General features: G+C 73.7%; 17 protein-coding genes and 1 riboswitch. Of the genes, 2 read left to right on the top strand and 15 right to left on the bottom strand.

The window, feature by feature from the left end; translation table 11 throughout:
* Nucleotide 1: 1 nt before the first annotated feature.
* Genes cpt through ACIRRS_RS29150 form a run of 6 tightly spaced genes read right to left on the bottom strand, consistent with a single transcriptional unit; the run spans nt 2 to nt 7,138 of the window.
* A complete protein-coding gene (gene cpt, locus ACIRRS_RS29125; protein WP_402976899.1) occupies nt 2-538 on the bottom strand; it encodes a chloramphenicol phosphotransferase CPT in 537 nt (178 codons plus the stop codon).
* A 16-nt stretch (nt 539-554) separates the two neighbouring features.
* Entirely contained in the window at nt 555-1,937 is a 1,383-nt protein-coding gene (locus tag ACIRRS_RS29130) for a cobyrinate a,c-diamide synthase (protein WP_402976693.1), read from the bottom strand.
* A gap of 7 nt (nt 1,938-1,944) precedes the next feature.
* Nucleotides 1,945-2,550, bottom strand: a complete 606-nt coding sequence (cobO, locus tag ACIRRS_RS29135) for a cob(I)yrinic acid a,c-diamide adenosyltransferase (protein ID WP_402976696.1) — start codon at nt 2,548-2,550, stop codon at nt 1,945-1,947.
* 6 nt (nt 2,551-2,556) lie between these two features.
* On the bottom strand, nt 2,557-4,644 hold the full coding sequence (locus ACIRRS_RS29140; RefSeq protein ID WP_402976699.1) for a putative cobaltochelatase: 2,088 nt from the start codon (nt 4,642-4,644) through the stop codon (nt 2,557-2,559).
* Nucleotides 4,641-6,173 carry a cobyric acid synthase gene (locus tag ACIRRS_RS29145; protein WP_402976702.1) on the bottom strand — a complete coding sequence of 511 codons (1,533 nt, stop codon included), beginning with the start codon at nt 6,171-6,173 and terminating at the stop codon, nt 4,641-4,643. Before ACIRRS_RS29145 ends, ACIRRS_RS29140 begins: the two co-directional genes overlap by 4 nt.
* Entirely contained in the window at nt 6,170-7,138 is a 969-nt protein-coding gene (locus ACIRRS_RS29150) for a cobalamin biosynthesis protein (protein ID WP_402976705.1), read from the bottom strand. Before ACIRRS_RS29150 ends, ACIRRS_RS29145 begins: the two co-directional genes overlap by 4 nt.
* A gap of 101 nt (nt 7,139-7,239) precedes the next feature.
* Nucleotides 7,240-7,372, bottom strand: a riboswitch (cobalamin riboswitch).
* 178 nt (nt 7,373-7,550) lie between these two features.
* Here ACIRRS_RS29150 and ACIRRS_RS29155 point away from each other — a divergent pair.
* Together ACIRRS_RS29155 and ACIRRS_RS29160 are read left to right on the top strand one after the other, a co-directional pair.
* Nucleotides 7,551-8,666 carry an alpha/beta hydrolase family protein gene (locus ACIRRS_RS29155; RefSeq protein WP_402976708.1) on the top strand — a complete coding sequence of 372 codons (1,116 nt, stop codon included), beginning with the start codon at nt 7,551-7,553 and terminating at the stop codon, nt 8,664-8,666.
* 423 nt (nt 8,667-9,089) lie between these two features.
* The gene (locus tag ACIRRS_RS29160) at nt 9,090-10,523 is read left to right on the top strand and encodes a hypothetical protein (protein WP_402976711.1); all 1,434 of its coding nucleotides are present in this window, start codon (nt 9,090-9,092) and stop codon (nt 10,521-10,523) included.
* Nucleotides 10,524-10,593: 70 nt separating this feature from the next.
* On the opposite strand, the gene ACIRRS_RS29165 is transcribed toward ACIRRS_RS29160, so the two are convergent.
* From ACIRRS_RS29165 to ACIRRS_RS29205, 9 genes are all read right to left on the bottom strand, one after another.
* The gene (locus ACIRRS_RS29165; protein ID WP_396287298.1) at nt 10,594-11,472 is read right to left on the bottom strand and encodes a CDP-alcohol phosphatidyltransferase family protein; all 879 of its coding nucleotides are present in this window, start codon (nt 11,470-11,472) and stop codon (nt 10,594-10,596) included.
* The gene (locus ACIRRS_RS29170; RefSeq protein WP_402976714.1) at nt 11,459-12,151 is read right to left on the bottom strand and encodes a phosphatidylserine decarboxylase; all 693 of its coding nucleotides are present in this window, start codon (nt 12,149-12,151) and stop codon (nt 11,459-11,461) included. The genes ACIRRS_RS29165 and ACIRRS_RS29170 overlap by 14 nt, the downstream gene beginning before the upstream one ends.
* A 502-nt stretch (nt 12,152-12,653) precedes the next feature.
* Nucleotides 12,654-13,856 carry an acyl-CoA dehydrogenase family protein gene (locus tag ACIRRS_RS29175; RefSeq protein WP_402976717.1) on the bottom strand — a complete coding sequence of 401 codons (1,203 nt, stop codon included), beginning with the start codon at nt 13,854-13,856 and terminating at the stop codon, nt 12,654-12,656.
* A 147-nt stretch (nt 13,857-14,003) separates the two neighbouring features.
* Nucleotides 14,004-14,507: a MaoC family dehydratase gene (locus tag ACIRRS_RS29180; protein ID WP_402976720.1), complete on the bottom strand. Its 504-nt coding sequence runs from the start codon at nt 14,505-14,507 to the stop codon at nt 14,004-14,006.
* An 11-nt stretch (nt 14,508-14,518) separates the two neighbouring features.
* On the bottom strand, nt 14,519-15,478 hold the full coding sequence (locus ACIRRS_RS29185) for an HpcH/HpaI aldolase/citrate lyase family protein (RefSeq protein WP_402976722.1): 960 nt from the start codon (nt 15,476-15,478) through the stop codon (nt 14,519-14,521).
* A 34-nt stretch (nt 15,479-15,512) separates the two neighbouring features.
* On the bottom strand, nt 15,513-17,543 hold the full coding sequence (locus ACIRRS_RS29190) for a protein meaA (RefSeq protein ID WP_402976725.1): 2,031 nt from the start codon (nt 17,541-17,543) through the stop codon (nt 15,513-15,515).
* 10 nt (nt 17,544-17,553) lie between these two features.
* Nucleotides 17,554-18,891: a crotonyl-CoA carboxylase/reductase gene (gene ccrA / locus ACIRRS_RS29195; protein ID WP_402976727.1), complete on the bottom strand. Its 1,338-nt coding sequence runs from the start codon at nt 18,889-18,891 to the stop codon at nt 17,554-17,556.
* A 381-nt stretch (nt 18,892-19,272) separates the two neighbouring features.
* A complete protein-coding gene (locus ACIRRS_RS29200; RefSeq protein WP_402976730.1) occupies nt 19,273-20,193 on the bottom strand; it encodes a TetR family transcriptional regulator in 921 nt (306 codons plus the stop codon).
* Nucleotides 20,194-20,375: 182 nt separating this feature from the next.
* Complete coding sequence (locus ACIRRS_RS29205; protein ID WP_402976732.1) at nt 20,376-22,151, bottom strand: 3-hydroxyacyl-CoA dehydrogenase family protein; 1,776 nt, start codon at nt 22,149-22,151, stop codon at nt 20,376-20,378.
* Nucleotides 22,152-22,289 lie beyond the last annotated feature (138 nt).

The following is a 22,289-nucleotide window of genomic DNA, read 5'->3' on the forward strand; positions in this document are numbered from 1 at the left end:
GTCAGGAGCGGTCGGTCAGCCGGGTCAGGATCGTGCGGGCGCAGGCGTCGGGGGTGGTGCGGGTGGTGTCGACGACGAGGTCGTAGTGGACGCCGGTGTGGACGGTGGTGGCCTGGGTGGCGGCCATGCCGGGGACGCGGTCGCCGCGGGCGGCCTCGCGGGTGGCGGCGACGGCGGGGGAGCAGTGGACGCCGACCCAGAGGACGTCGAGGCCGGTGAGGGCGTCGCGCCAGCGGGCCTGGGAGGTGGTGGTGCCGAGGAAGATCTCGTCGACGATGATCCGGGCGCCGGCGCGGGCCATGGCGGCGACGCCGAGGGTCCAGGCGGCGTCGAGGGCGGCGAAGGCGGGGCCGACCTCGACGGTGCCGTCCCCGGTGTCGACGCCGCCGATGCCCTCGGCGCCGCCGACCAGCCGGGGCGGCAGGGCGCCGACCAGGGTGTCGGCGCCGAGGTGCAGCCACGGGTCCGGCAGGAGGGTCTGCAGGCGGCGGGCGATGCTCGACTTGCCGGAGCTGGAGCCCCCGTTGAGGACGATCACGTTCATGCGGGGGAGCCTACGGCGCGGGCGCGGAGGTGGCCGCGAATTTCGCCGCCGCCGTCGCGAAGGAGGCGGCGAGCTGCGGCGCCCCCGCCCAGTGCAGGTGCAGGTAGGAGGCGTGGACGTTGCCGCCCGCGAAGCCCTCGCGCCGCGGGCCGGTGGGCAGGCGCCAGCCCCAGGCGGGGAGTTCGCCCTCGCCCGGCTCGCAGACCGTGCGGTGGAACTCGTGCCCGCGCAGCCGGGTGCCGGCCGGGCCGAGCGGGGAGTCGTGCAGGGCGACGGCCTCGCGGTAGCCGAGGGTGAGCCGTTCGGTCATCCGGGAGGTGGTCTCCAGCACCCCGCACATCGGCAGGCCGTCCAACTCCCGCCCGAGGTAGAGGAGTCCGGCGCACTCGGCGGCGATCGGCCCGCCGGCCGCGGCGAACTCCCGGATGGAGTCCCGGAGATGGGCATTGCCGCTCAACTCCCGTACGTACAGCTCCGGGAAGCCCCCGCCGATGACCAGCCCGGAGGCGCCGGGGGGCAGGGCGGTGGCGTGCAGCGGGTCGAAGGGCACGACCTCCGCGCCCGCCGCGCCCAGGAGTTCGGCGTTCTCGGCGTACGAGAAGGAGAACGCCGCCCCGCCCGCCACGGCGATCCGGGGCCGCCCGCCCACGGCGGCGACCTCGGCGGAGGCGTCCCAGGGGAGGGCGTCCAACTCCGGTGCCGTACGGGCGAGTTCCAGCAGTGCGTCCAGGTCGACGGAGGACGCGACCAGCTCCCCCATGTCCGCCACGGCCTTCAGCGCCTCCGCCGAGCGTTCCACCGCCGGAATCAGCCCGAGGTGCCGCGAGGGCGTGGCCACGGCCGCCGAGCGGCGCAGCGCGCCCAGCACGGGCACGCCGGAGCCCTCCTCCAGGGCCTCGCGCAGCAGTTGCTCGTGCCGGTCGGAGGCGACCCGGTTGAGGATGACCCCGGCGAGGCGGACCTCCGGGTCCCAGGAGGCGAAGCCGTGGACGAGCGCGGCCACCGAGCGGGACTGCGAGGAGCCGTCCACGACCAGCACCACGGGCGCCCGCAGCAGCTTGGCCACGTGCGCGGTGGAGGCCAACTCCCCCCGCCTGGAGGCCCCGTCGAAGAGGCCCATGACGCCCTCGACCACCGCGACGTCCGCCCCGGCCGCGCCGTGCAGGAACAGCGGGGCGATCCGCTCGGGCCCACACAGGAAGGCGTCCAGGTTGCGCCCGGGCCGCCCGGCGGCGAGCGCGTGGTAGCCCGGGTCGATGTAGTCGGGGCCGACCTTGTGCGGGGAGACGGCCAGCCCGCGCGCGGCGAGCGCCGCGATCAGGCCGGTGGCGACGGTGGTCTTGCCCGCGCCCGAGGAGGGCGCGGCGATGACGAGCCGGGGGATGTTGCTCAAGAGAGGGTCACCACTCGATACCGCGCTGGCCCTTGCGGCCGGCGTCCATGGGGTGCTTGACCTTGGTCATCTCGGTGACCAGGTCGGCGAGTTCGGTCAGCGCCTCGGGCGCGTACCGGCCGGTGATGACGACGTGCTGGCTGCCCGGGCGGTCCCGGAGCACCGCCACGACCTCCTCCGGGTCGATCCACCCCCAGTGCATCGGGTAGGTGAACTCGTCGAGCACGTAGAAGCGGTAGGTCTCGGCCGCGAGGTCGCGCTTGACCTGCTCCCAGCCCTCCTTGGCCGCCTCCTCGCTGGTCATCTCCTGCTCGGCGGAGCGCTGGATCCAGGACCAGCCGGAGCCCATCTTGTGCCAGTCGACGCTGCCGCCCTCGCCGGAGGCGCCGAGCACGCGCAGCGCGTTCTCCTCGCCCACCTTCCACTTGGCGGACTTCACGAACTGGAACACCCCGACGGACCAGCCCTGGTTCCAGGCCCGCAGCGCCATGCCGAACGCGGCGGTGGACTTGCCCTTGCCGGGGCCGGTGTGCACGGCGGTGATCGGCTGCGTGCGGCGCTGGCGGGTCGTCAGGCCGTCGTCGGGAACGCTCTCGGGGACACCCTTGGGCATGTCGGCTCAGGCCGCCTTTCGCATCGAAGGAGTGGCACGGTTCTCGCGGACGAGCGAGGCCACGCCCTCGGCGCGCAGCTCGTCCAGGCTGACGGCGGTGCCGCCGAGCACCCCGGCCAGCGTACGGGCGAGGCCCAGGCGCACCGGCCCGGACTCGCAGTCCAGCACCACGGACGCCGTGCCCTGCGCCGCGAACAGCGAGGCGGCGCGCCGGGACTGGGCGAGCGCGTCCCGCCCGCCGGTGGCCCGGCCGTCGGTGACGAGGACGAGCAGCGGGCGCCGGTTCGGGTCGCGCAGCCGCTCGACCCGCAGCACCTCGTGGGCGCGCAGCAGCCCGGCGGCCAGCGGGGTGCGCCCGCCGGTGGGCAGGGACTCCAGCCGGGCCGCGCCGACCTCGACGGAGGAGGTGGGCGGCAGCGCCAGCTCGGCGCCGGAGCCCCGGAAGGTGATCATGCCGATCTTGTCGCGCCGCTGGTAGGCGTCCATCAGCAGGGACAGCACCGCGCCCTTGACGGCGCTCATCCGCTGCCGCGCGGCCATGGAGCCGGAGGCGTCCACGACGAACAGCACCAGGTTGGACTCCCGCCCCTGGCGCACCTGTTCGCGGAAGTCGTCCTTGTGCAGCACCAGCGCCCGGCCGTCCCGCCCGCGCGCCGCCTGGTGCGGCGCGGCGGCCTGGAGGGTGGCGGTCAGGTGCAGCCGGCTGAGGGTGCCCTGGGGGCGGCGGGCGCGGATGGTGTGCCCGCCGGTGGTCTCGGCGGGGGAGCGGCGGCCCTGGGCGCCGTGGCCGGTGCCCTTCACGGTGAACAGCCGCGTACGGTACGGGTCCCCGGCGGTCGCGGGCGCCGACTCCCGGGCGGGGGAGGGGTGTTGGGCGGGGACGGGCGGTGCCTCGACGTCGGCCTCGGGGGCGGAGTCCGGCGCCTCCGGTCCACCGTCGACCGGCTCGTCGACCGGCTCGGGAGCGCCACCGCCTCCGTCGGGACCGTCGCCGGGCCCGCCACCGTCCGGCCCCGGCCCGTCGCCCTCGGGCTCCGGGTCCTCGTCCGGAGCGTCCGGAGCGTCCGACTCCGAGGGGTCCGAGGCGTGCTCCTCCAGCGTCCGGTCGAGCTGCTCCTCGTCCAGCCCCGGCGCGTCGAACGGGTTGCGCCGCCGCCGGTGCGGCAGCGCCAGCTGCGCGGCCTTGCGGACGTCCTCCTCCCGCACCTCCGTGCGCCCGTCCCAGGCGGCCAGGGCGACGGCCGTGCGCGCCATCACGATGTCCGCGCGCAGCCCGTCCACCTCGAACGCCGCGCACACGGCGGTGATCTGGCGCAGCGCCACATCCGCCAGCTCCACGGACGGCAGCAACTCCCGTGCGGCGGTGATCCGTTCGGCGAGCGCCCGCTCCTCCTCGGCGAACCGCGCCGCGAACGAGGCCGGGTCCGCGTCGTACGCGAGCCGCCTCCGCACGACCTCGGCGCGCTCGGCGGGCTCCCGGGTCGCGGCGATCTCGACGGTGAGGCCGAACCGGTCGAGCAGCTGCGGCCGCAGCTCGCCCTCCTCCGGGTTCATCGTCCCGACGAGCAGGAACCGCGCCGCGTGCCGCACGGACACGCCCTCGCGCTCGACGTACGAGCGGCCCATCGCGGCGGCGTCCAGCAGCAGGTCGACGACGTGGTCCTGGAGCAGGTTGACCTCGTCGATGTAGAGCACGCCCCGGTGCGCCTTCGCGAGCAGCCCGGGCTCGTACGCCTTGACGCCCTCGGCCAGCGCCCGCTCCAGGTCGAGCGAGCCGACGATCCGGTCCTCCGCCACACCGACGGGCAACTCGACCAGCTGGGAGGGGCGTTCGGCGGAGGAGGCACCGGCGTGCTCCCCGTCCGGGCACTGCGGGTCGACCGCCCCCGGGTCGCAGGCGAAGCGGCAGCCGTCCACCACGGCGATGGACGGCAGCAGCCCGGCCAGCGCCCGCACCATGGTGGACTTGGCGGTGCCCTTCTCGCCGCGCACCAGCACGCCGCCCACGGCCGGGGAGACCGCGTTCAGCAGCAGGCCGAGCCGCAGGTCGGCCATGCCGACGATCGCGGTGAACGGATAGCGGACGTCACTCATGCGTCACTCCCAGTCGTTGCCACGGCCACGGGCGCCCCCGGCGGGACGAACGGCAGTGAGCCGGCCGCCGGCACCCCGCCCTCGATCAGCTTCCACAGCACATCGGTGTCGGCGTGCTCCTCGATCAGGTCGCCCAGGCGGTCGAGCCGCGCCTCACGGGCCTCGGCGAAGCAGGTGTCCGGCGCGGGCACGAACGCCCGCCCGGCCAACTGGGCCACCTCGCGCAGGAGTTCACGCCGGAACCCGTCGTTCTCCAGCGCCCCGTGCCAGGTGGTGCCCCACACCGAGCCCGCCCGGCAGCCGTCCAGGAAAGCGGAACCGCCGTCAACGGACACCACCCCGTGGTGGATCTCGTAGCCCTCGACCCGCTGCCCGTACGCCTCGCCGACCGGCCGCGCGAGCACCTTCTCCACGCCGAACCGCACCCGCGTCGGCAGCAGCCCGAGGCCGTCGACGGCGCCCGCCTTGGACTCGACCTCGTCCACGATCGAGCCCGCCAGCATCTGGTAGCCGCCGCAGACGCCGAGGACCGGCAGCCCGGCCGCCGCCCGCGCCCTGAGCGCCGGCTCCAGGCCGCGCTCGCGCAGCCAGGCGAGGTCCGCGACGGTGGCCCGGGTGCCGGGCAGGACGACCAGGTCGGCGTCGGCCAGCTCCTCGGGCCGGGTGGCCCAGCGCACCAGCACGCCCGGCTCCTGGGCGAGCGCGTCCAGGTCGGTGAAGTTGGACAGGCGGGGGAAGCGCACCACGGCCACCCGCAGCACGTCGGCGCCCAGCGGCCCGCGCCCGTCCACCCGGTCCACGACCGTGGAGAGGTCCAGCGAGTCCTCGGCGTCCAGCCACAGGCCCGGCAGCATCGGCAGCGTGCCCAGCACCGGACGGCCGGTCAGCTGGTGCAGCATGTCCAGCCCGGGCGCGAGCAGCCGCGCGTCCCCGCGGAACTTGTTGACGAACCAGCCGGCCACGTGCCGCTGGTCCTCCTCCGACAGCAGCGCCAGCGTCCCGTACATCGCGGCGAACACCCCGCCGCGGTCGATGTCCCCGACGACCACGACGGGCAGGGAGGCGGCCGTGGCCAGCCCCATGTTGGCGATGTCGCGGTCGCGCAGGTTGATCTCGGCCGGCGAGCCGGCGCCCTCGCAGACGACCACGTCGAAGCGCCCCCGCAGGTCCGCCAGGCACTCCAGCGCGCGCTCCAGCAGGACGGGCTTGCGCTCCCGGTAGTCCAGCGCGCCGACCTCGGCGACCGGTTTGCCGAGCAGCACCACCTGGCTGCGCCCGTCCGCGCCGGGCTTGAGCAGCACCGGGTTCATCGCCGCCTCCGGCTCGACCCGGGCGGCCTGCGCCTGCATCGCCTGGGCGCGGCCGATCTCGGCGCCGTCCATGGTGACGAAGGAGTTCAGCGACATGTTCTGGGCCTTGAACGGCGCGACCCGTACGCCCTGACGGGCCAGCCAGCGGCAGATCCCGGCCGTGACCACGCTCTTGCCCGCGTCCGAGGTCGTCCCCGCGACCAGCAGCGCCTTGCTCATCTTCCCCTCCACCAACGGATCGCGAGGTGCCCCGCGACGCACGTACCCAGCGCCAGGGCGCCCACCCGCCGCGAGAGCGTGCAGGCGCGCTCGATGTCGTCCACCGTCACCGGGCGCAGCTCCTCGCCCAGCACGGGCCGGTGCTCGACCCGCGCGCCGTACTGCAGCGTCCCGCCGAGCCGGACGCCGACGGCGCCCGCGAAGGCCGACTCCGCCTGGCCTGCGTTGGGGCTCGGGTGCGAGGAGCCGTCGCGCCGCCAGATCCGCCAGGCCGTCCGGGGCTCGGGGGCGGCGGCGACGGTCAGCAGCGCCGTCAGCCGGGCGCCGGGCCAGCCGGCCACGTCGTCGAGGCGGGCCGAGGCCCAGCCGAAGCGGGCGTGGCGCGGTGAGCGGTGGCCGACCATCGCGTCCAGGGTGTTGACGGCGCGGAAGGCCAGCAGGCCCGGGGTGCCGGCGAGGGCGCCCCAGACGAGCGCGTTGACGACGGCGTCGGCGGTGTTCTCGGCGACCGACTCGACGACGGCGCGGGCGATCTGCTGCCCGTCCAGCGCGCTCGGGTCCCGCCCGCACAGGTGCGGCAGCCGCTCCCGGGCGGCGGCGAGGTCCCCGGCGGCCAGCGAGCGGCCGACGGCGCGCGCCTCCCGGGTCAGCGAGGTGCCGCCGAGCACCGTCCAGGTCGCGGCGGCGGCCAGGGCGGCCCGGCCGAGCGGGCGGCGGCCGACCGTACGGTCCAGGGCCAGCGCGCCCGCCGCGACGGCGCCCACGCACAGGGCGGTGTAGGCGGCGCCGGCGGCGCGGTCGTCGCGCCACAGCCGCTGCTCCAGGCGGCCGGCGGCGATGCCGAACAGGGCCACCGGGTGGCCCCGGCGCGGGTCGGCGAAGCGGGAGTCGGCGGCGTAGCCCGCGACGGCGCCCACGGCGAACGCGGCGGCACCGGTCAGAGCGGGCAGCGGGCGCGTCACCACGGCGGAAGGCAGCTCGAGGGCCGGTACGGCGGCGGGGCAGCCTGCATCGCGTGGGTGTCCTCACTCAGGGTCCGCGCCCTGGCTCGACGTCGCGGGGGCGAGAGTCTCCTGGCTTCCGGGTCGAACGCGCGCCCGGGCCTTCCAGCGGCTCCTGACGGCCCGCCGTGGCGATGTTCCGAGCGTGCTCCCCGGTGACAGTGGCGGGACCGCGCCGGATTCGCACCGGCTTCCTCTCCATGCCTCCGATTGGCCCCGAAATCCCACCACGCGGTCCAACGGGGAGTCAACCGAGGTCACGGAGGGTTTGGTCACACGATCGGCCCAGTCCGGTGGCCGCCTCCACCGCCCGCCGGTGAACTGGTGCTCGATCCAGATCGCGAGATCCGCAGAGGGACCAGAGCGGGGAGCACATATGCGTTGGGGAACCGCGGCCGTCGTGGCGGCCGCCGCCGTGGGCGCCGGGGCCGCCGCCGTCCTGGTGGTCGGCCGCCGGGCCTCGGAGCGGATGGTCCGGCCGGAGACGGTCGTCCTGGAGTCCGGCCCGGTCCACGTCCGGAGCCTCGGCGCCGGCCGGGTCACCTTCACCCGGCGCCCCGAGAGCCTGCGCCCCGGCCGCTGGGCGGTGGAGTGGGCGGACGGCGGCCACGCGGTGGTCGAAGAGGTCATCGCGAGGGACGAGCAGGGCGTCACCCGCCGCCTCGTCCGCGCCGACCGAGGCACCCTCGCCCCCGGTACCGAGGTCCGCTTCACCCCGCGCGTCCTGCTCGGCGACCCGATGGAGGCGCTCGGCCTGCCCTTCACCGAGACCGTCGCCGAGGGCGAGCTGGGCCCCCTGCCCGTCTGGTGCCTCGGCGGCAAGCGCGGCACCTGGGTGATCCTCGTGCACGGCCCCGGCGCCGACCGGCAGCAGACCCTGCCCGTGCTCCCCGTCCTGCACCACCTCGGCCTGCCCGCCGTGGCCGTGACGTACCGGGGCGACGAGGGCGCCCCCGCCTCCCCGGACGGGCTGAGCCACTTCGGCGAGACGGAGTGGCGCGACGTCGAGGCCGCGATCCGGCTGGCGCTCGACCACGGCGCGGGCAAGGTGATCCTGTACGGCTGGTCGGTCGGCGCGACCACGGTCCTCCAGGCCGCCGCCCGCTCCGCCTGGTCGCACGCCATCCGCGGCCTGGTCCTGGACTCCCCGGTGCTCGACCTGCCCGCCTCGGCCCGCCGCGACGCCCTCCGGGCCGGCCGTTCCGAGACGGTCGCCGAACTCGGCGCCCTCGCCGCCGAGGGCCGTACGGGAGTGGACCTCGCCGACTTCGCCCGCCTCGCCGAGGGCGTGGACCTGCGGGTGCCCACCCTGCTGCTGCAGAGCCCGGAGGACTCCGTCGCCCCGCTCGGCCCGGCCGAGCACCTGGCCACCGCCCGCCGGGACGTGGTGAGCCTCAAGCTGTTCCCGGGCGCCGACCACGCCGCCCTGTGGAACTCCGCGCCCGAGCACTACACCGAACTCCTCCGCCGCTGGTTCACCCCCCTGCTGTGACGGACGCGGGAAGCCCGCCGCAACGCACGCGGGAAGTCGGCCCGCCCGACTTCCCGCGCAATCCCCCCGATGATTCGCACCGGAACTCGAAATGCCCGCCCCGCCGAATTCCGCCCGCGCGACAATGACGGACGATCCCGACACCACCACCGCTTCCTCACGCACCGTGACCGAACAGGTGGCCACCGCGACGACCCCGCCCCCACCCGTCATGTCCCCGCCACGCGTTTTCGGTCAGGCGGTTTGCGTCTGTTGCCCGGTTGTTGCCCGATCTTGCGGAGGTGCCGTCCGGGCGCGGTCGGTCGTACGGACAACCGGATGTGACAGAAGGCCGGTGCAAGGGGAAGACTGCTCGACGTGACGTCTCGGAATCCGCGCGACCGTGATGCCCCGCTCCAACCGACGATCGGTACCGGTGCGACGGTGACCCGTCTCCCCGGTACGGCCCAGCGGCCCACCGACGCCAGGCCGGGCCGGGCCGCCGTACCCCGCCGGCGCGGGCCCGCCCCGGCCCCCGGGCGGGGCCGGGTCCCGGTGCCCGAGGGCTTCCCCGCGCCGTCCGAGCTGGCGCCCCTGGCCCGCCGGATGCTGGTGGACGCCGTCCGCGTCGCCCGCTGGGCCGGCGAGCTGGACGAGGTCGACAAGCGCGGCGAACTGCTCCCCGAGGACGCCCGCGCCGCGGGCCGCGCCCTGGCCATGACGGTCGGCGCGGCGGCCAAGGCCTGGGGCCAGGCCCTGCTGGTCGGCCTGGTGGAGGCCCGCGACGCCGGGGCCGGGCCGGGCTGGCGCCTGCACGCCTGGGAGCACGACGACGAGGCCGTGGTGCGCGGCTGGTCCGCCATGTTCGACGCCTGGACGCTGCTGGCCCCCGTGCCCCCCGCCGCCCTGCGCGGGGTGTTCGCCGTGCTGGCCGGCCAGGCCGTGGACCAGGCCCCCCAGCTGCTGTCCTTCCTGCACCTGGTCGCCGCCCCCGTCCCGGACAGCGAGCTGCTGGAGCTGCTGCGCCGGGGCCTGGACGAGCGCCGGGTCGGCGGGGCCGCGGGCCCGGGCCTGTCGCCCGTGCCGCACGCCGCCTCCGCCGTCTCGGCCGTGCGCGGCACCTGCCGCGAGCCGCAGATCGACACCCCGGCCGCCCCCGCCGACGTGGCCGCCGTCCTCGACTGGATGCTGGACGGCCTGGCGGCCGTCGGCGCCGTGGTCCGCCACGACGAGGCCGCCGAGCTGTCCCCGCTGGGCCACTGGGCCGTGCGGGCCAAGCTGGAGGAGATCTGCACCGTCGCCCAGACGGCGGCCGGGCACATCGAGCAGAGCGCCTTCGAGCTGCTCAACGCCTGCGCCGACTACTCGCCGGGCCCGGCCCGCGCCGAGTTCCGCGCCTGGGTGGCCGCCCGCCCGGCGGACCGCGCCGTGGCCGAGCTGCTGGACGCGGCCCAGGGCGACGACGCGCTGGTGCGCGGCCTCGCCTTCGAGGCGCTGAGGGTGGCCGGCGGCCCCGCCGAGCAGGCGGTGCGCGCGGCGGTGGACGAGCCGGTGCTGCGCCCGTACGCCCTGCTGTGGCTGGCCGAGCGCGCCGACGAGGGCGTCTCCCCGGCGGACGTGCTGGGCGCGGAGGACGCGGCCTGGCTCTGGGTGGACACGGCGGCGGCGGTGCTGGACCACGGCGAGACGGAGCTGCTGGTCGGCCACGTCGAGGGCGCCTCGGCGGGGGACCCGGTGCGGCTGTTCGCCCGCGCCCGCCAGTCCGGGCACCCGCGCGCGGCCTCGGTGCTGACGGCGGTCTCCGGGGTGCACCCGGACCCGGGCGTGGCCCGGGCGGCCCGCCGCTCGGCGTTCAGCGTGCACACCGGCGGGGCGTAACGCGCGACGAGTACGAGGAAGGGCCCGGAACCGTGGAGGTTCCGGGCCCTTCCTCGTACGTACGGCAGGCTCAGCCGAGCCGCGACTCCGCCCGCCGGGCGCGGACGTCGCCGACCTTCTGGCCGACCTTGCGCCGGATCACCAGCATCGGCGCCATGGCCGCGAGGGTGATCTGCGCGAACGCGCCGACGTGCATCAGCGTGTCGCCGCCGGGCAGCCCCGTCGCCCAGGCCGCCAGGCAGCCGATGGCGACGACGACCCAGCAGAGCGTCGCGGTGGCCAGCAGCCCCTGCGGCTTCGGGTACTCGATCCGGCTGACCATGAGGTACGCGGCGCCGAAGATGGCGAGCAGACCGGGCAGGAACGGCGGGTCGAGCAACACGATGGCGATCACCGTCATCGCGCCCATCGGGCAGGGCATGCCCTGGAACACCCCGGGCCGCATCTTGACGGCCGAGAAGCGGGCGAGCCGGAGCACGACCGCGAGCAGCACCGTCAGCGCGATCAGCGCCGACAGCTTGGTGTTGGAGTCCTTGGAGACCATGCCCCAGACGGCCACGAAGTAGGCCGGGGCGATGCCGAAGCTGATCAGGTCGGCCAGGTTGTCCAGTTCCGCCCCGAGGGCCGAGGAGCGCAGCTTGCGCGCCACCAGGCCGTCGAAGAGGTCGCACATCGAGCCGATCAGCAGCAGCGTGACCGCCGTGGCGGCGCTGTGCCGGTCCGGAGCGGCGTCCGGGTTGGTGATGTGCGGGACGAGGACCCCGGTGGTGATCGAGTAGATCGCCAGGAAGCCGCAGACGGCGTTCCCGAGGGTCAGGAAGTCCGCGGTGGACAGGTGCTGGGGAGAGCGCGGTGCGCGCAGCTCGCGGTCGCGCGCCCAGCGGCGGCGGCGCAGGGCCGTCTCCTCGTCGTCCAGGCCGACGATTGTCTCAGGATCAGTCACGGTCAAGGCGTGTCACCCCGGCGGTGGTCTTCTGGCCGACCTCGACGCCGACCTCGACGCCGGCCGGCAGGTAGGTGTCGACCCGGGACCCGAACCGGATCAGACCGATCCGCTCGCCCTGCTCGACCTTGGTACCGGCGTCGACGTACGGCACGATGCGGCGGGCCACGGCCCCCGCGATCTGGACCATCTCGATGTCGCCGAGCTCGGTGTCGAAGTGCCAGACGACCCGCTCGTTCTGGTCGCTGTCCTTGTTGAACGCGGGCACGAAGCCGCCCGCGACGTGCTCGACCGACGTCACCGTGCCCGGCAGGGGCGCGCGGTTGACGTGGACGTTCAGCGGGCTCATGAAGATCGCGACCCGGGTGCGCCCGTCCGGCCAGGCGTCGATGCTCTGCACCACGCCGTCCGCCGGGGAGATCACTCTGCCCGTGCCGATCTCACGCTCGGGGTCGCGGAAGAACCACAGCATGCCGGCGCTCAGCGCGCAGGCGGGGACCGCCGCCAGGGCCCAGGTGCCGCTGCGCCGGGTGAGGGCGGTGGTCACGGCGGCCGTGGCGAGGGTGGGGACGAACCAGGGGGTGGCTCCGCGCGCGATGGTCACGCGGGGTCGCCGACCGGCCGCCGGGGCTGCGAGGGCATCGCGGTCCGTGACGGAGGTGTGAGGGGACGGGCTGATGGGCATCGAAGACCTTTGTCGCGGGGGATCATGGCCGCTGGACGGGGGCCACCGCGGGATCGGTAATAGAGGGACGGCTTGCTGTCCCGGTGGATGCTATCGGGAGCACACGGTGGGTGGGCAACCCGCCTGCTCGTTCATGTGTCCGGTGGGAGCGCGTGCACGCGCCCACTCGTACGACCGTAGCTCGACCCGTCCCGGTTCCCAAGGGACCGGGCGCGGCTGGTGACGCTTGTCTCAGCGCGGCCGGAGGCTGAACCGGGGTCGTGCGCACGAGCACGGGCCGCCCGGGAAACGGCCGAAGCGGCCGGATTCGGGTGCGCGGAAGCGGCCGCGGGGCGCGCAGCTTCTTCGGTACGCCCTACGGCCGCTTCCGGCGGGCCGTGCCCGGCTCCCGGCGGACCAGGCCGGGGGCCGCCGGTGGCACGGCGGACGGCCGGGACGGGCCCGCACGCCCGTCGACCGGCGGTTCGGAGGGGTCCCCCGCGGGGTGCGGGGGACCGTCCGGTCACTCGGCGATCCGGTACTCCTCCAGGAGCCGGCGCCCGACGATCATCTTCTGGATCTCCGCAGTTCCTTCACCGATGAGCAGCATCGGGGCCTCGCGGTAGAGGCGCTCGATCTCGTACTCCTTGGAGAAGCCGTAGCCGCCGTGGATGCGGAAGGCGTCCTCGACGACCTCCTTGCAGTACTCCGAGGCCAGGTACTTGGCCATGCCGGCCTCGAGGTCGTTGCGCTCGCCGGAGTCCTTCTTGCGGGCGGCCATGACCATCATCTGGTGGGCGGCCTCGACCTTGGTGGCCATCTCGGCGAGCTTGAACTGGATGGCCTGGTGCTCGGCGATCTTCTTGCCGAAGGTGGAGCGCTGCTGGGCGTAGGAGATGCCCAGCTCGAAGGCGCGGCGGGCGACGCCGCAGCCGCGGGCGGCGACGTTGACGCGGCCGACCTCGACGCCGTCCATCATCTGGTAGAAGCCCTTGCCCGGGACGCCGCCGAGGACGCGGTCGGCCGGGATGCGGACGTCCTGGAGCACCAGCTCCGTGGTGTCGACGCCCTTGTAGCCCATCTTCTCGATCTTCCCGGGCACGGTCAGGCCGGGGACGGTCGGGTTCGGGCCGAAACCGGCCGTCTTCTCGATCAGGAAGGTGGTCATGTTCTTGTACGGGGAGCTGCCGCCCTCGTCGGTCTTGCACAGGACCGCGACGAGGGTGGAGGTGCCGCCGTTGGTGAGCCACATCTTCTGGCCGTTGAGGACGTAGGAGTCGCCGTCCCTGACGCCCTTGGTGGAGATGGCCGAAACGTCCGAGCCGAGGCCGGGCTCGGACATGGAGAAGGCGCCGCGGATTTCCCCCGCGGCCATCTTCGGCAGGAAGTGGTCCTTCTGCTCCTGGGTGCCGTGGGCGTTGATCATGTGCGCCACGATGAAGTGCGTGTTCACGATGCCGGAGACGGACATCCAGCCGCGGGCGATCTCCTCGACCACCAGGGCGTAGGTGAGCAGGGACTCGCCGAGGCCGCCGTACTCCTCGGGGATGGTGAGGCCGAAGAGGCCGAGCTGCTTCATCCCCTCGACGATGGCGGTCGGGTACTCGTCCTTGTGCTCCAGCTCGGTCGCGACAGGAATGATCTCCTTGTCGACGAAATCCCGCACGGTGGCGAGGATGTCCCGCTGGATCTCGGTGAGGCCGTCGGTCTGTGCGAGGCGTCCCATCGTGCGGCTCCGGAAGTTCGAAAAGTGGCGGGGGGGGGGGATTTCCGGGGGCCCTGCCGGCGTGGCTGCGGCAGCAGGGCCCCCGACCGGGTGGGGGTCGGCCGATGACGGCGGCCTTCCCCTCCGGGGTCTCTGTGGAGGGGAGGGCTAGGAAAGGGGCTCGGGGCGGCCGGGCTGCTCGCCGCCGCGCGCCTTGATGTACGTCTCGGTCGGCACCATCACCTTGCGGCGGAAGATGCAGACGACCGTGCCGTCCTGCTTGTACCCCTTGGTCTCGACGTACACGATGCCCCGGTCGTCCTTGGACTTGGACGGCCACTTGTCGAGCACGGTCGTCTCGCCGTAGATCGTGTCGCCGTGGAAGGTCGGCGCGATGTGGCGCAGCGACTCGATCTCCAGGTTGGCGATCGCCTTGCCGGAGACGTCCGGGACGGACATGCCCAGCAGCAGCGAGTAGATGTAGTTGCCCACCACGACGTTCCTGCCGAAGTCCGTCGTCCTCTCCGCATAGTTGGTGTCCATGTGGAGGGGGTGGTGGTTCATGGTGAGCAGGCAGAAGAGGTGGTCGTCGTACTCGGTGACCGTCTTGCCGGGCCAGTGCTTGTAGACCGCCCCGACCTCGAACTCCTCGTAGGTGCGTCCGAACTGCATGGCTCAGGTCCTCAGCTTTCCGGGATCTCGAACTTGGTGGTGCGCTGCATGCCGGCGGCGCGGCCCTTGCCGGAGACGACCAGGGCCATCTTGCGGCTGGCCTCGTCGATCATCTCGTCGCCGAGCATCGCGGAGCCCTTGGCACCGCCCGCCTCGGAGGTGCAGTAGTCGTACGCGTCGAGGATCAACTCGGCGTGGTCGTAGTCCTCCTGGGAGGGCGAGTAGATCTCGTTCGCGGCGCCGACCTGGTCCGGGTGCAGCACCCACTTGCCGTCGAATCCGAGGGCGGCCGAGCGGCGGGCGACCTCGCGGTAGCCCTCCTGGTTGCGGATCTGGAGGTACGGGCCGTCGATCGCCTGGAGGTCGTTGGCGCGGGCGGCCATCAGGATGCGCATCAGGATGTAGTGGTAGGCGTCGGCGCCGTAGCCGGGCGGCTGCTCGCCGACGACCAGGGACTTCATGTTGATCGAGGCCATGAAGTCGGCCGGGCCGAAGATGATGGTCTCCAGGCGGGGCGAGGCCTCGGCGATCGCGTCGACGTTGATCAGGCCCTTGGCGTTCTCGATCTGCGCCTCGATGCCGATGCGGCCGACCTCGAAGCCCATGGTCTTCTCGATCTGGGTGAGCAGGAGGTCCAGCGCCTTGACCTGCCCGGCGTCCTGGACCTTCGGCAGCATGATGCAGTCGAGGTTGGGGCCGGCGCCCTCGACGACGGTGATCACGTCGCGGTACGTCCAGTGCGTGGTCCAGTCGTTGACGCGGACGACGCGGGTCTTGCCGCTCCAGTCGCCGTTGTTGAGGGCGTCGACGATGTGGTGGCGGGCGCTCTCCTTGACCAGCGGGGCGCAGGCGTCCTCGAGGTCGAGGAAGACCTGGTCGGCCGGCAGGCCCTGGGCCTTCTCCAGGAAGCGCGGGTTGCTGCCCGGCACGGCGAGACAGGAGCGGCGCGGGCGCAGGCGGTTGACGGTCATGGGTGTTGAGGGTTCCTTCCCAGTGGTCAGCTGGTCAGCTGGTGGCCGCGGTCGGTGCGGGCGTCCACGGCTGGAGCTTGTTGGCCAGCCGGATCTCGTCCACGATCCGGCCGATGATGGTCGTGATGCCGAAGTCCTTCGGGGTGAACACGGCGGCGACGCCGGCGGCCTTGAGGGCCTCGCCGTCCGCTGCCGGGATGATGCCACCCACGATCACCGGAACATCCTGCACCCCGGCCCGTCGCAGCCGCTTCAGCACGTCGGGCACCAGCTCGGTGTGCGCGCCGGAGAGGATGGACAGGCCCACGCAGTGCACGTCCTCCGCGACGGCGGCGGAGACGATCTGCTCCGGGGTGAGCCGGATGCCCTGGTAGACCACCTCGAACCCGGCGTCGCGGGCCCGGACGGCGATCTGCTCGGCGCCGTTGGAATGCCCGTCCAGGCCGGGCTTGCCGACCAGCAGGCGCAGCCGTCCGGAGCCCAGCTCCTCGGCGGTGGCGGCCACGGCGGCGCGGACCTGCTCCAGCTCCCCGCCGGGCTCGGCCGCGACGGCCACCGGGGCGCCGCCCACGCCGGTGGGGGCGCGGTACTCGCCGAACACCTCGCGCAGGGCGAAGGACCACTCGCCGGTGGTGACCCCGGCGCGGGCACAGGCCAGGGTGGCCGGCATCAGGTTGTCGGTGGTGGCGGCGACGGCCTTGAGCTCGGCCAGCGCCTCCTGGGCGGCGGCCTCGTCACGCTGACCGCGCCAGGCCTCCAGGGCGGCGAGGACGGACTGCTCGGAGGCCGGGTCGACGACCATGATGGCGGTGTCGAGGTCGGCCGTGAGCGGGTTCTCCTCGGTGGTGTCGAAGCAGTTGACCCCGATGATCCTGTCCTCGCCGGACTCGATCCGGGCCCGGCGGGCGGCGTGCGAGGCGACCAGGTTGGACTTCAGGTAGCCGGACTCGACGGCGGGGATCACCCCTCCCATCTCCAGCACCTTGGCGATCTCCGCCTCGGCGCCGGCCAGCAGGTCGGCGGTCTTGGCCTCGACGACCTCGGAGCCGTTGAAGAGGTCCCCGTACTCCAGGAGGTCCGACTCGTAGGCCAGCACCTGCTGGATGCGCAGCGACCACTGCTGGTCCCAGGGCCGGGGCAGACCCAACGCCTCGTTCCAGGCGGGGAGTTGGACGGCGCGGGCGCGGGCGTCCTTGGAGAGGGTGACGGCCAGCATCTCCAGGACGATCCGCTGGACGTTGTTCTCCGGCTGCGCCTCGGTCAGGCCCAGGGAGTTGACCTGCACCCCGTAGCGGAAGCGGCGCTGCTTGGGGTCGGTGACCCCGTAGCGCTCCCTGGTGACCTTCTCCCAGAGCCGGCCGAAGGCGCGCATCTTGCACATCTCCTCGACGAAGCGCACGCCGGCGTTGACGAAGAAGGAGATCCGGGCGACGACCTCGCCCATCCGCTCGGCGGGCACCTGGCCGGAGTCGCGCACCGCGTCGAGCACCGATATGGCGGTGCACATCGAGTACGCGATCTCCTGCACGGGCGTGGCCCCGGCCTCCTGCAGGTGGTAGCTGCAGATGTTGATCGGGTTCCACTTGGGGATGTTGCCGACCGTGTAGGCGATCATGTCGGTGATCAGGCGCACCGAGGGGCCGGGCGGGAAGACGTGCGTCCCGCGCGACAGGTACTCCTTGACGATGTCGTTCTGGGTGGTGCCGGTGAGCTTGGCGACGTCGGCGCCCTGCTCCTCGGCGACCACCTGGTAGAGCGCCAGTAGCCACATGGCGGTGGCGTTGATCGTCATGGAGGTGTTGGTCTGTTCCAGCGGGATGCCCTCGAACAGGGTGCGCATGTCTCCGACGTGGCCGACCGGGACGCCGACGCGGCCGACCTCGCCGCGGGCGAGGATGTGGTCGGAGTCGTAGCCGGTCTGGGTCGGCAGGTCGAAGGCGACGGACAGGCCGGTCTGGCCCTTCGCCAGGTTCCGCCGGTAGAGCGCGTTGGAGTCGCTCGCGGTGGAGTGGCCGGCGTAGGTCCGCATCAGCCAGGGGCGGTCGCGCTTCTGGGGCTCGGTCATGGGAGGCGGCTCACACGTTCCTGAAGCGGTTGATGGCGTCGATGTGCTCGGCGCGGAACTCGGCGTCGCGGACGCCCAGGCCCTCCTCGGGGGCCAGGCACAGGACGCCGACCTTGCCCTGGTGCTTGTTGTGGTGCACGTCCAGGGCGGCCTGGCCGGTCTCCTCCAGGGAGTAGACCTTGGACAGGGTCGGGTGGATCTTGCCCTTGGCGACCAGGCGGTTGGCCTCGAACGCCTCGCGGTAGTTGGCGAAGTGCGAGCCGACGATCTTCTTGAGCGACATCCACAGGTACCGGTTGTCGTACTGGTGCATGAAGCCGGAGGTGGAGGCGCAGGTGACGATGGTCCCGCCCTTGCGGGTGACGTACACCGAGGCGCCGAAGGTCTCGCGGCCCGGGTGCTCGAAGACGATGTCCACGTCCTCGCCGCCGGTGAACTCGCGGATCTTCGAGCCCAGGCGCTTCCACTCGCGCGGGTCCTGGGTGTTCTCGTCCTTCCAGAACCGGTAGCCCTCGGCCGAGCGGTCGATGATCGCCTCGGCGCCCATGGCGCGGCAGATCTCGGCCTTCTGGTCGCTGGAGACCACGCAGATCGGGGTGGCGCCGCCGGCCAGCGCGTACTGGGTGGCGTACGAGCCGAGGCCGCCGCTGGCGCCCCAGATCAGCACGTTGTCGCCCTGCTTCATGCCCGCGCCGTTGCGCGAGACCAGCTGGCGGTACGCGGTGGAGTTGACCAGGCCCGGGGAGGCGGCCTCCTCCCAGGAGAGGTGCTTGGGCTTGGGCAGCAGCTGGTTGGTCTTGACCAGGGCGAGCTGGGCCAGGCCGCCGAAGTTGGTCTCGAAGCCCCAGATGCGCTGCTCCGGGTCCATCATCGTGTCGTTGTGGCCGTCCGGGGACTCCAGCTCGACGGAGAGGCAGTGCGCCACGACCTCGTCGCCCGGCTTCCAGACGTTGACCCCGGCGCCGGTGCGCAGCACCACGCCCGCGAGGTCGGAGCCGAGGACGTGGTACGGCAGGTCGTGCCGCTTGGTCAGCGGGGAGAGCCGCCCGTAGCGCTCCAGGAAGCCGAAGGTGGAGACCGGCTCGAAGATCGAGCTCCACACGGTGTTGTAGTTGACCGAGCTGGCCATGACGGCCACCAGGGCCTCGCCCGGGCCCAGTTCGGGCAGGGCGACCTCGTCGAGGTGAAGGGACTTGCGGGGGTCCTTGTCGCGGCTGTCGAGGCCCGCGAACATCTGCTCCTCGTCCTTGTGGAGCGTGACCGCCCGGTAGGACTCGGGGAGCTTGATCGCCGCGTAGTCGGCCGACGTGGCGTCGGTGCTGAGGATCGCGTCGAGGATTTCCTGCATGGCTGCCTCCGAAGGCGTACCTGTGTGAGGGCACAGGGCGTCTGGGGGAGCCGGGAGCGGACACCGGCTTCGCTGGTACGGGTTGGTGGTGGGCTGGTCAGTTCGGGGCCCGCGGTGGGTCGGGCGCTACTGGCACTGCTCCCGGGGTGTGGGAACGCCGGACGACGGCGCGCCGTGGTGGGGAGCCGCGGCGCCGCGACTGGTGAGTAACAAGGTAGTGGCACCCTGTGCCAGGCGTAAAGACACCGGGTGTCACGAATTTGGACGGCCCGGAAAGGTGGCGAAACGGGCGTGACGCGCGTTGACCGGGTACGCGAAGGGCCCGTGCCGGTTTCCCGGCGCGGGCCCTTCGTATCGCTCTGACCTGCGGTTATTTGGGGCTCAGGACTCCCTGGCGCCGCTCAGTGCGGCGCGGATGCTGTCCACCACCACGTCCAGCGGGGCGTCCGTCCGGGCGACTGTGATGAGCACCTCACCTTGGGGGCTGGCACTCAGTGCGCTCTCCGCCACCACCTCCCCGGGGGCCCCATTGGCACCCGGTGCCACTACGGAGCCCCGGCGTCTGGCACCCGGTTCACTGGCCGCCCAGAAGGTGCGGCGGATCACCTCGAAGGAGTGGTCCAGCTGCGCCTCCACGTCCCCCCGGCCGCCGGCCCTCAGCCAGCGCCGCAGCACGTGGTTGTGCGCCGCGACCACCGCCGCCGCCGAGACCTCGGCCAGCATCGAGTCGTCCTCGCCGCCGCGCTGCCAGCCCGAGGGGATCGGCTCGCCGGTGTCGAAGCGGCCCAGCAGGTAGCGGGTGAACAGCCGCTCGTACCGGGCGACCACGGCGATCTCCCGCTCGCGCAGCGCCGGGACCTGACGGATCAGCTGGTAGCGCGCCACGGACACCCCCGGGGTGGAGGCGTACATCCGCAGCACCTCCTTGATGCCCCGGCAGACCACGTCCAGCGGGTGCTCCTCCGGCTCGGCGCTGGCCAGCAGGTCCGCCACCCGGATCAGGGTGTCGTCGTGGTCGGGGAAGATCGCCTCCTCCTTCGACCGGAAGTACCGGAAGAAGGTGCGCCGGGCGACGCCGGCGGCGGCCGCGATCTGGTCGACCGTCGTCTCCTCGTAGCCCTGCGTGGCGAACAGGTCCATCGCGGCCGTGGCCAGGTCCTGGCGCATCTGCTGGCGCTGCGCGGCCGCCCGGCGGCTGCCGGGCCCGCCCTCCGGACCGGTGCCCCCGGTCGAGGTGACCGTCCGGTCGGTGCCGCGCGGGCCTGCGGGGTGCTGCGGGGAGGCTGACTGAACCCGATCCATGTCCGGAACGCTACACGGCCCCGGTGGAGCGTCCGCGGCCCTTCCCCGGCGTACCGGGGCCACCGGGCCGGTCACCGCCGGGCGGGGCCAGCGCGCGGCCACGGCGCCCGGCGCCCAGCCCGGCCCGCCCGCCCCGCCGCCGTACGCGGCGGGGCCGCCGGGCCCGCCTCCGGATCGGCCGCTCACCGGCGCGCGTGGTCGCGGAAGCCGCGGCCGGTCTTGCGGCCCAGGCAGCCCGCCGCGACCAGGTGCTCCAGCAGCGGGGCGGCGGCCAGGCCCGGCTCGCGGAACTCCTGGTGCAGCACCCGCTCGATGGCCAGCGAGACGTCCAGCCCGACGACGTCCAGCAGCTCGAAGGGGCCCATCGGGTAGCCGCAGCCCAGCTTCATCGCGGTGTCGATGTCGTCCACCGTCGCGTAGTGCTCCTGGAGCATCCGCACCGCGTCGTTCAGGTAGGGGAACAGCAGGGCGTTGACGATGAACCCCGCCCGGTCGCCGCACTCCACCGGGTGCTTGCGCACCTTCGCCGTCAGCTCCAGCACCGTCGCGGTGACGTCCGGGGCGGTCAGCACGGTGGAGACCACCTCGACCAGCTTCATCGCCGGGGCCGGGTTGAAGAAGTGCATGCCGATCACGTCCTGCGGCCGCGAGGTCGCGGTCGCGCAGCTGATCACCGGCAGGGAGGAGGTGGTGGTGGCGAGCACCGCGCCCGGGCGGACGACCTTGTCCAGGGCAGCGAACAGCTCCCGCTTCACCGCGAGGTCCTCGGCCACCGCCTCGACCACCAGGTCCACCTCGGCCAGCTGCGCGTAGTCCCCGACCGGGGTGACCAGCGCCAGCGCCTCGTCCCGCTGCTCCGCGCCCAGGCGGCCCTTGGCCACCGAGCGGTCCAGGGACTTCGCCAGCTGCGCCTTGGCGCGCTCGGCCTTCTCCTGGCTGCGGGCGGCCAGCAGCACCGGGTGCCCGGCCTTGGCGAACACCTCGACGATGCCGGTGGCCATCGTCCCCGAGCCGCAGACGCCGACGGTGCGGACGGCGCGGCCCGGCACCTTCGGCCGCGCGGGGCCGGTGGCCGCGTCCACGGCCCTGGAGGAGCCCGGCGCCTCGTACGTGTAGAAGCCCCGGCCCGACTTGCGGCCCAGCAGCCCGGCCGAGACCAGCTGGCCGAGGATCGGCGCGGGCGCGTGCAGCCGGTCGCGCGACTGCTCGTACATCGCCTCCAGCACCGTGCGGGCGGTGTCGATCCCGATGAGGTCGAGCAGCGCCAGCGGGCCCATCGGCAGGCCGCAGCCCAGGCGCATCGCGGCGTCGATGTCCTCGCGCGAGGCGTACCGGGACTCGTACATCGCGGCCGCCTGGTTCAGGTAGGCGAACAGCAGGCCGTTGACCACGAAGCCGGCCCGGTCGCCCGCCGCCACCGGCTCCTTGCCGAGGTCCCGGGCGAAGGCGGCGGCGTCCTCGGCGGTCTGGGGGGAGGTCAGCACGGTGCGCACGACCTCGACCAGCTTCATGCTGTGCACCGGGTTGAAGAAGTGCAGGCCCAGCACCCGCTCCGGCCGCGCGGTGGCGGCGGCGATCCGGGTGACGGACAGCGCGGTGGTGCCGGTGGCCAGCACCGTCTCCGGCGGGCAGATCCGGTCCAGCTCGGCGAAGACCTCCCGCTTGAGGTCCAGCTGCTCGGGCACCTCCTCGACCACCAGGTCCGCAGCGGCGGCGGCCGCGAGCTCGTGGCCGACGGTGATCCGGGCCAGCAGCGCGGTGCGCTCCTCGGCGGTGATCCGCTCGCGGTCGACCGCGTGGGCGGTCGCCTCCTCGATCCGGGCCAGCGCCCGGGCCGCCGAGTCCTCGCCGGCCTCGATGCCGATCACCCGGCGGCCGCTCCTGGCGATCGCGACGGCGACGCCGGCGCCCATCGTGCCGAGGCCGACGACGGCGACCGTGGGGAAGGGACGCTCCATGTCCTGACTCCTAGTCATGAAGGGCCCGCGCGCGCTCCGGCGGGCGGCCGCCGCGCCCGTCGACGGACACGGGGGCGGCCGCCGCCGGAGGAGGGTCCGCGCGCGGGGGCTTGGGGAGATGACGGGTGGCGCCACCCC

It is taken from the genome of Kitasatospora sp. NPDC101183, from assembly GCF_044767945.1.
In the GTDB taxonomy this organism is placed as follows: domain Bacteria; phylum Actinomycetota; class Actinomycetes; order Streptomycetales; family Streptomycetaceae; genus Kitasatospora.

What these genes read in the sequence shown, in the direction of transcription:
- cobO (WP_402976696.1), bottom strand. Translation starts at nt 2,550, where the DNA reads ATGCCCAAGGGTGTCCCCGAGAGCGTTCCCGACGACGGCCTGACGACC.
- ACIRRS_RS29140 (WP_402976699.1), bottom strand. Translation starts at nt 4,644, where the DNA reads ATGAGTGACGTCCGCTATCCGTTCACCGCGATCGTCGGCATGGCCGAC.
- ACIRRS_RS29145 (WP_402976702.1), bottom strand. Translation starts at nt 6,173, where the DNA reads ATGAGCAAGGCGCTGCTGGTCGCGGGGACGACCTCGGACGCGGGCAAG.
- ACIRRS_RS29155 (WP_402976708.1), top strand. Translation starts at nt 7,551, where the DNA reads ATGCGTTGGGGAACCGCGGCCGTCGTGGCGGCCGCCGCCGTGGGCGCC.
- ACIRRS_RS29170 (WP_402976714.1), bottom strand. Translation starts at nt 12,151, where the DNA reads ATGCCCATCAGCCCGTCCCCTCACACCTCCGTCACGGACCGCGATGCC.
- ACIRRS_RS29175 (WP_402976717.1), bottom strand. Translation starts at nt 13,856, where the DNA reads ATGGGACGCCTCGCACAGACCGACGGCCTCACCGAGATCCAGCGGGAC.
- ACIRRS_RS29180 (WP_402976720.1), bottom strand. Translation starts at nt 14,507, where the DNA reads ATGCAGTTCGGACGCACCTACGAGGAGTTCGAGGTCGGGGCGGTCTAC.
- ACIRRS_RS29185 (WP_402976722.1), bottom strand. Translation starts at nt 15,478, where the DNA reads ATGACCGTCAACCGCCTGCGCCCGCGCCGCTCCTGTCTCGCCGTGCCG.
- ACIRRS_RS29190 (WP_402976725.1), bottom strand. Translation starts at nt 17,543, where the DNA reads ATGACCGAGCCCCAGAAGCGCGACCGCCCCTGGCTGATGCGGACCTAC.
- ccrA (WP_402976727.1), bottom strand. Translation starts at nt 18,891, where the DNA reads ATGCAGGAAATCCTCGACGCGATCCTCAGCACCGACGCCACGTCGGCC.
- ACIRRS_RS29200 (WP_402976730.1), bottom strand. Translation starts at nt 20,193, where the DNA reads ATGGATCGGGTTCAGTCAGCCTCCCCGCAGCACCCCGCAGGCCCGCGC.
- ACIRRS_RS29205 (WP_402976732.1), bottom strand. Translation starts at nt 22,151, where the DNA reads ATGGAGCGTCCCTTCCCCACGGTCGCCGTCGTCGGCCTCGGCACGATG.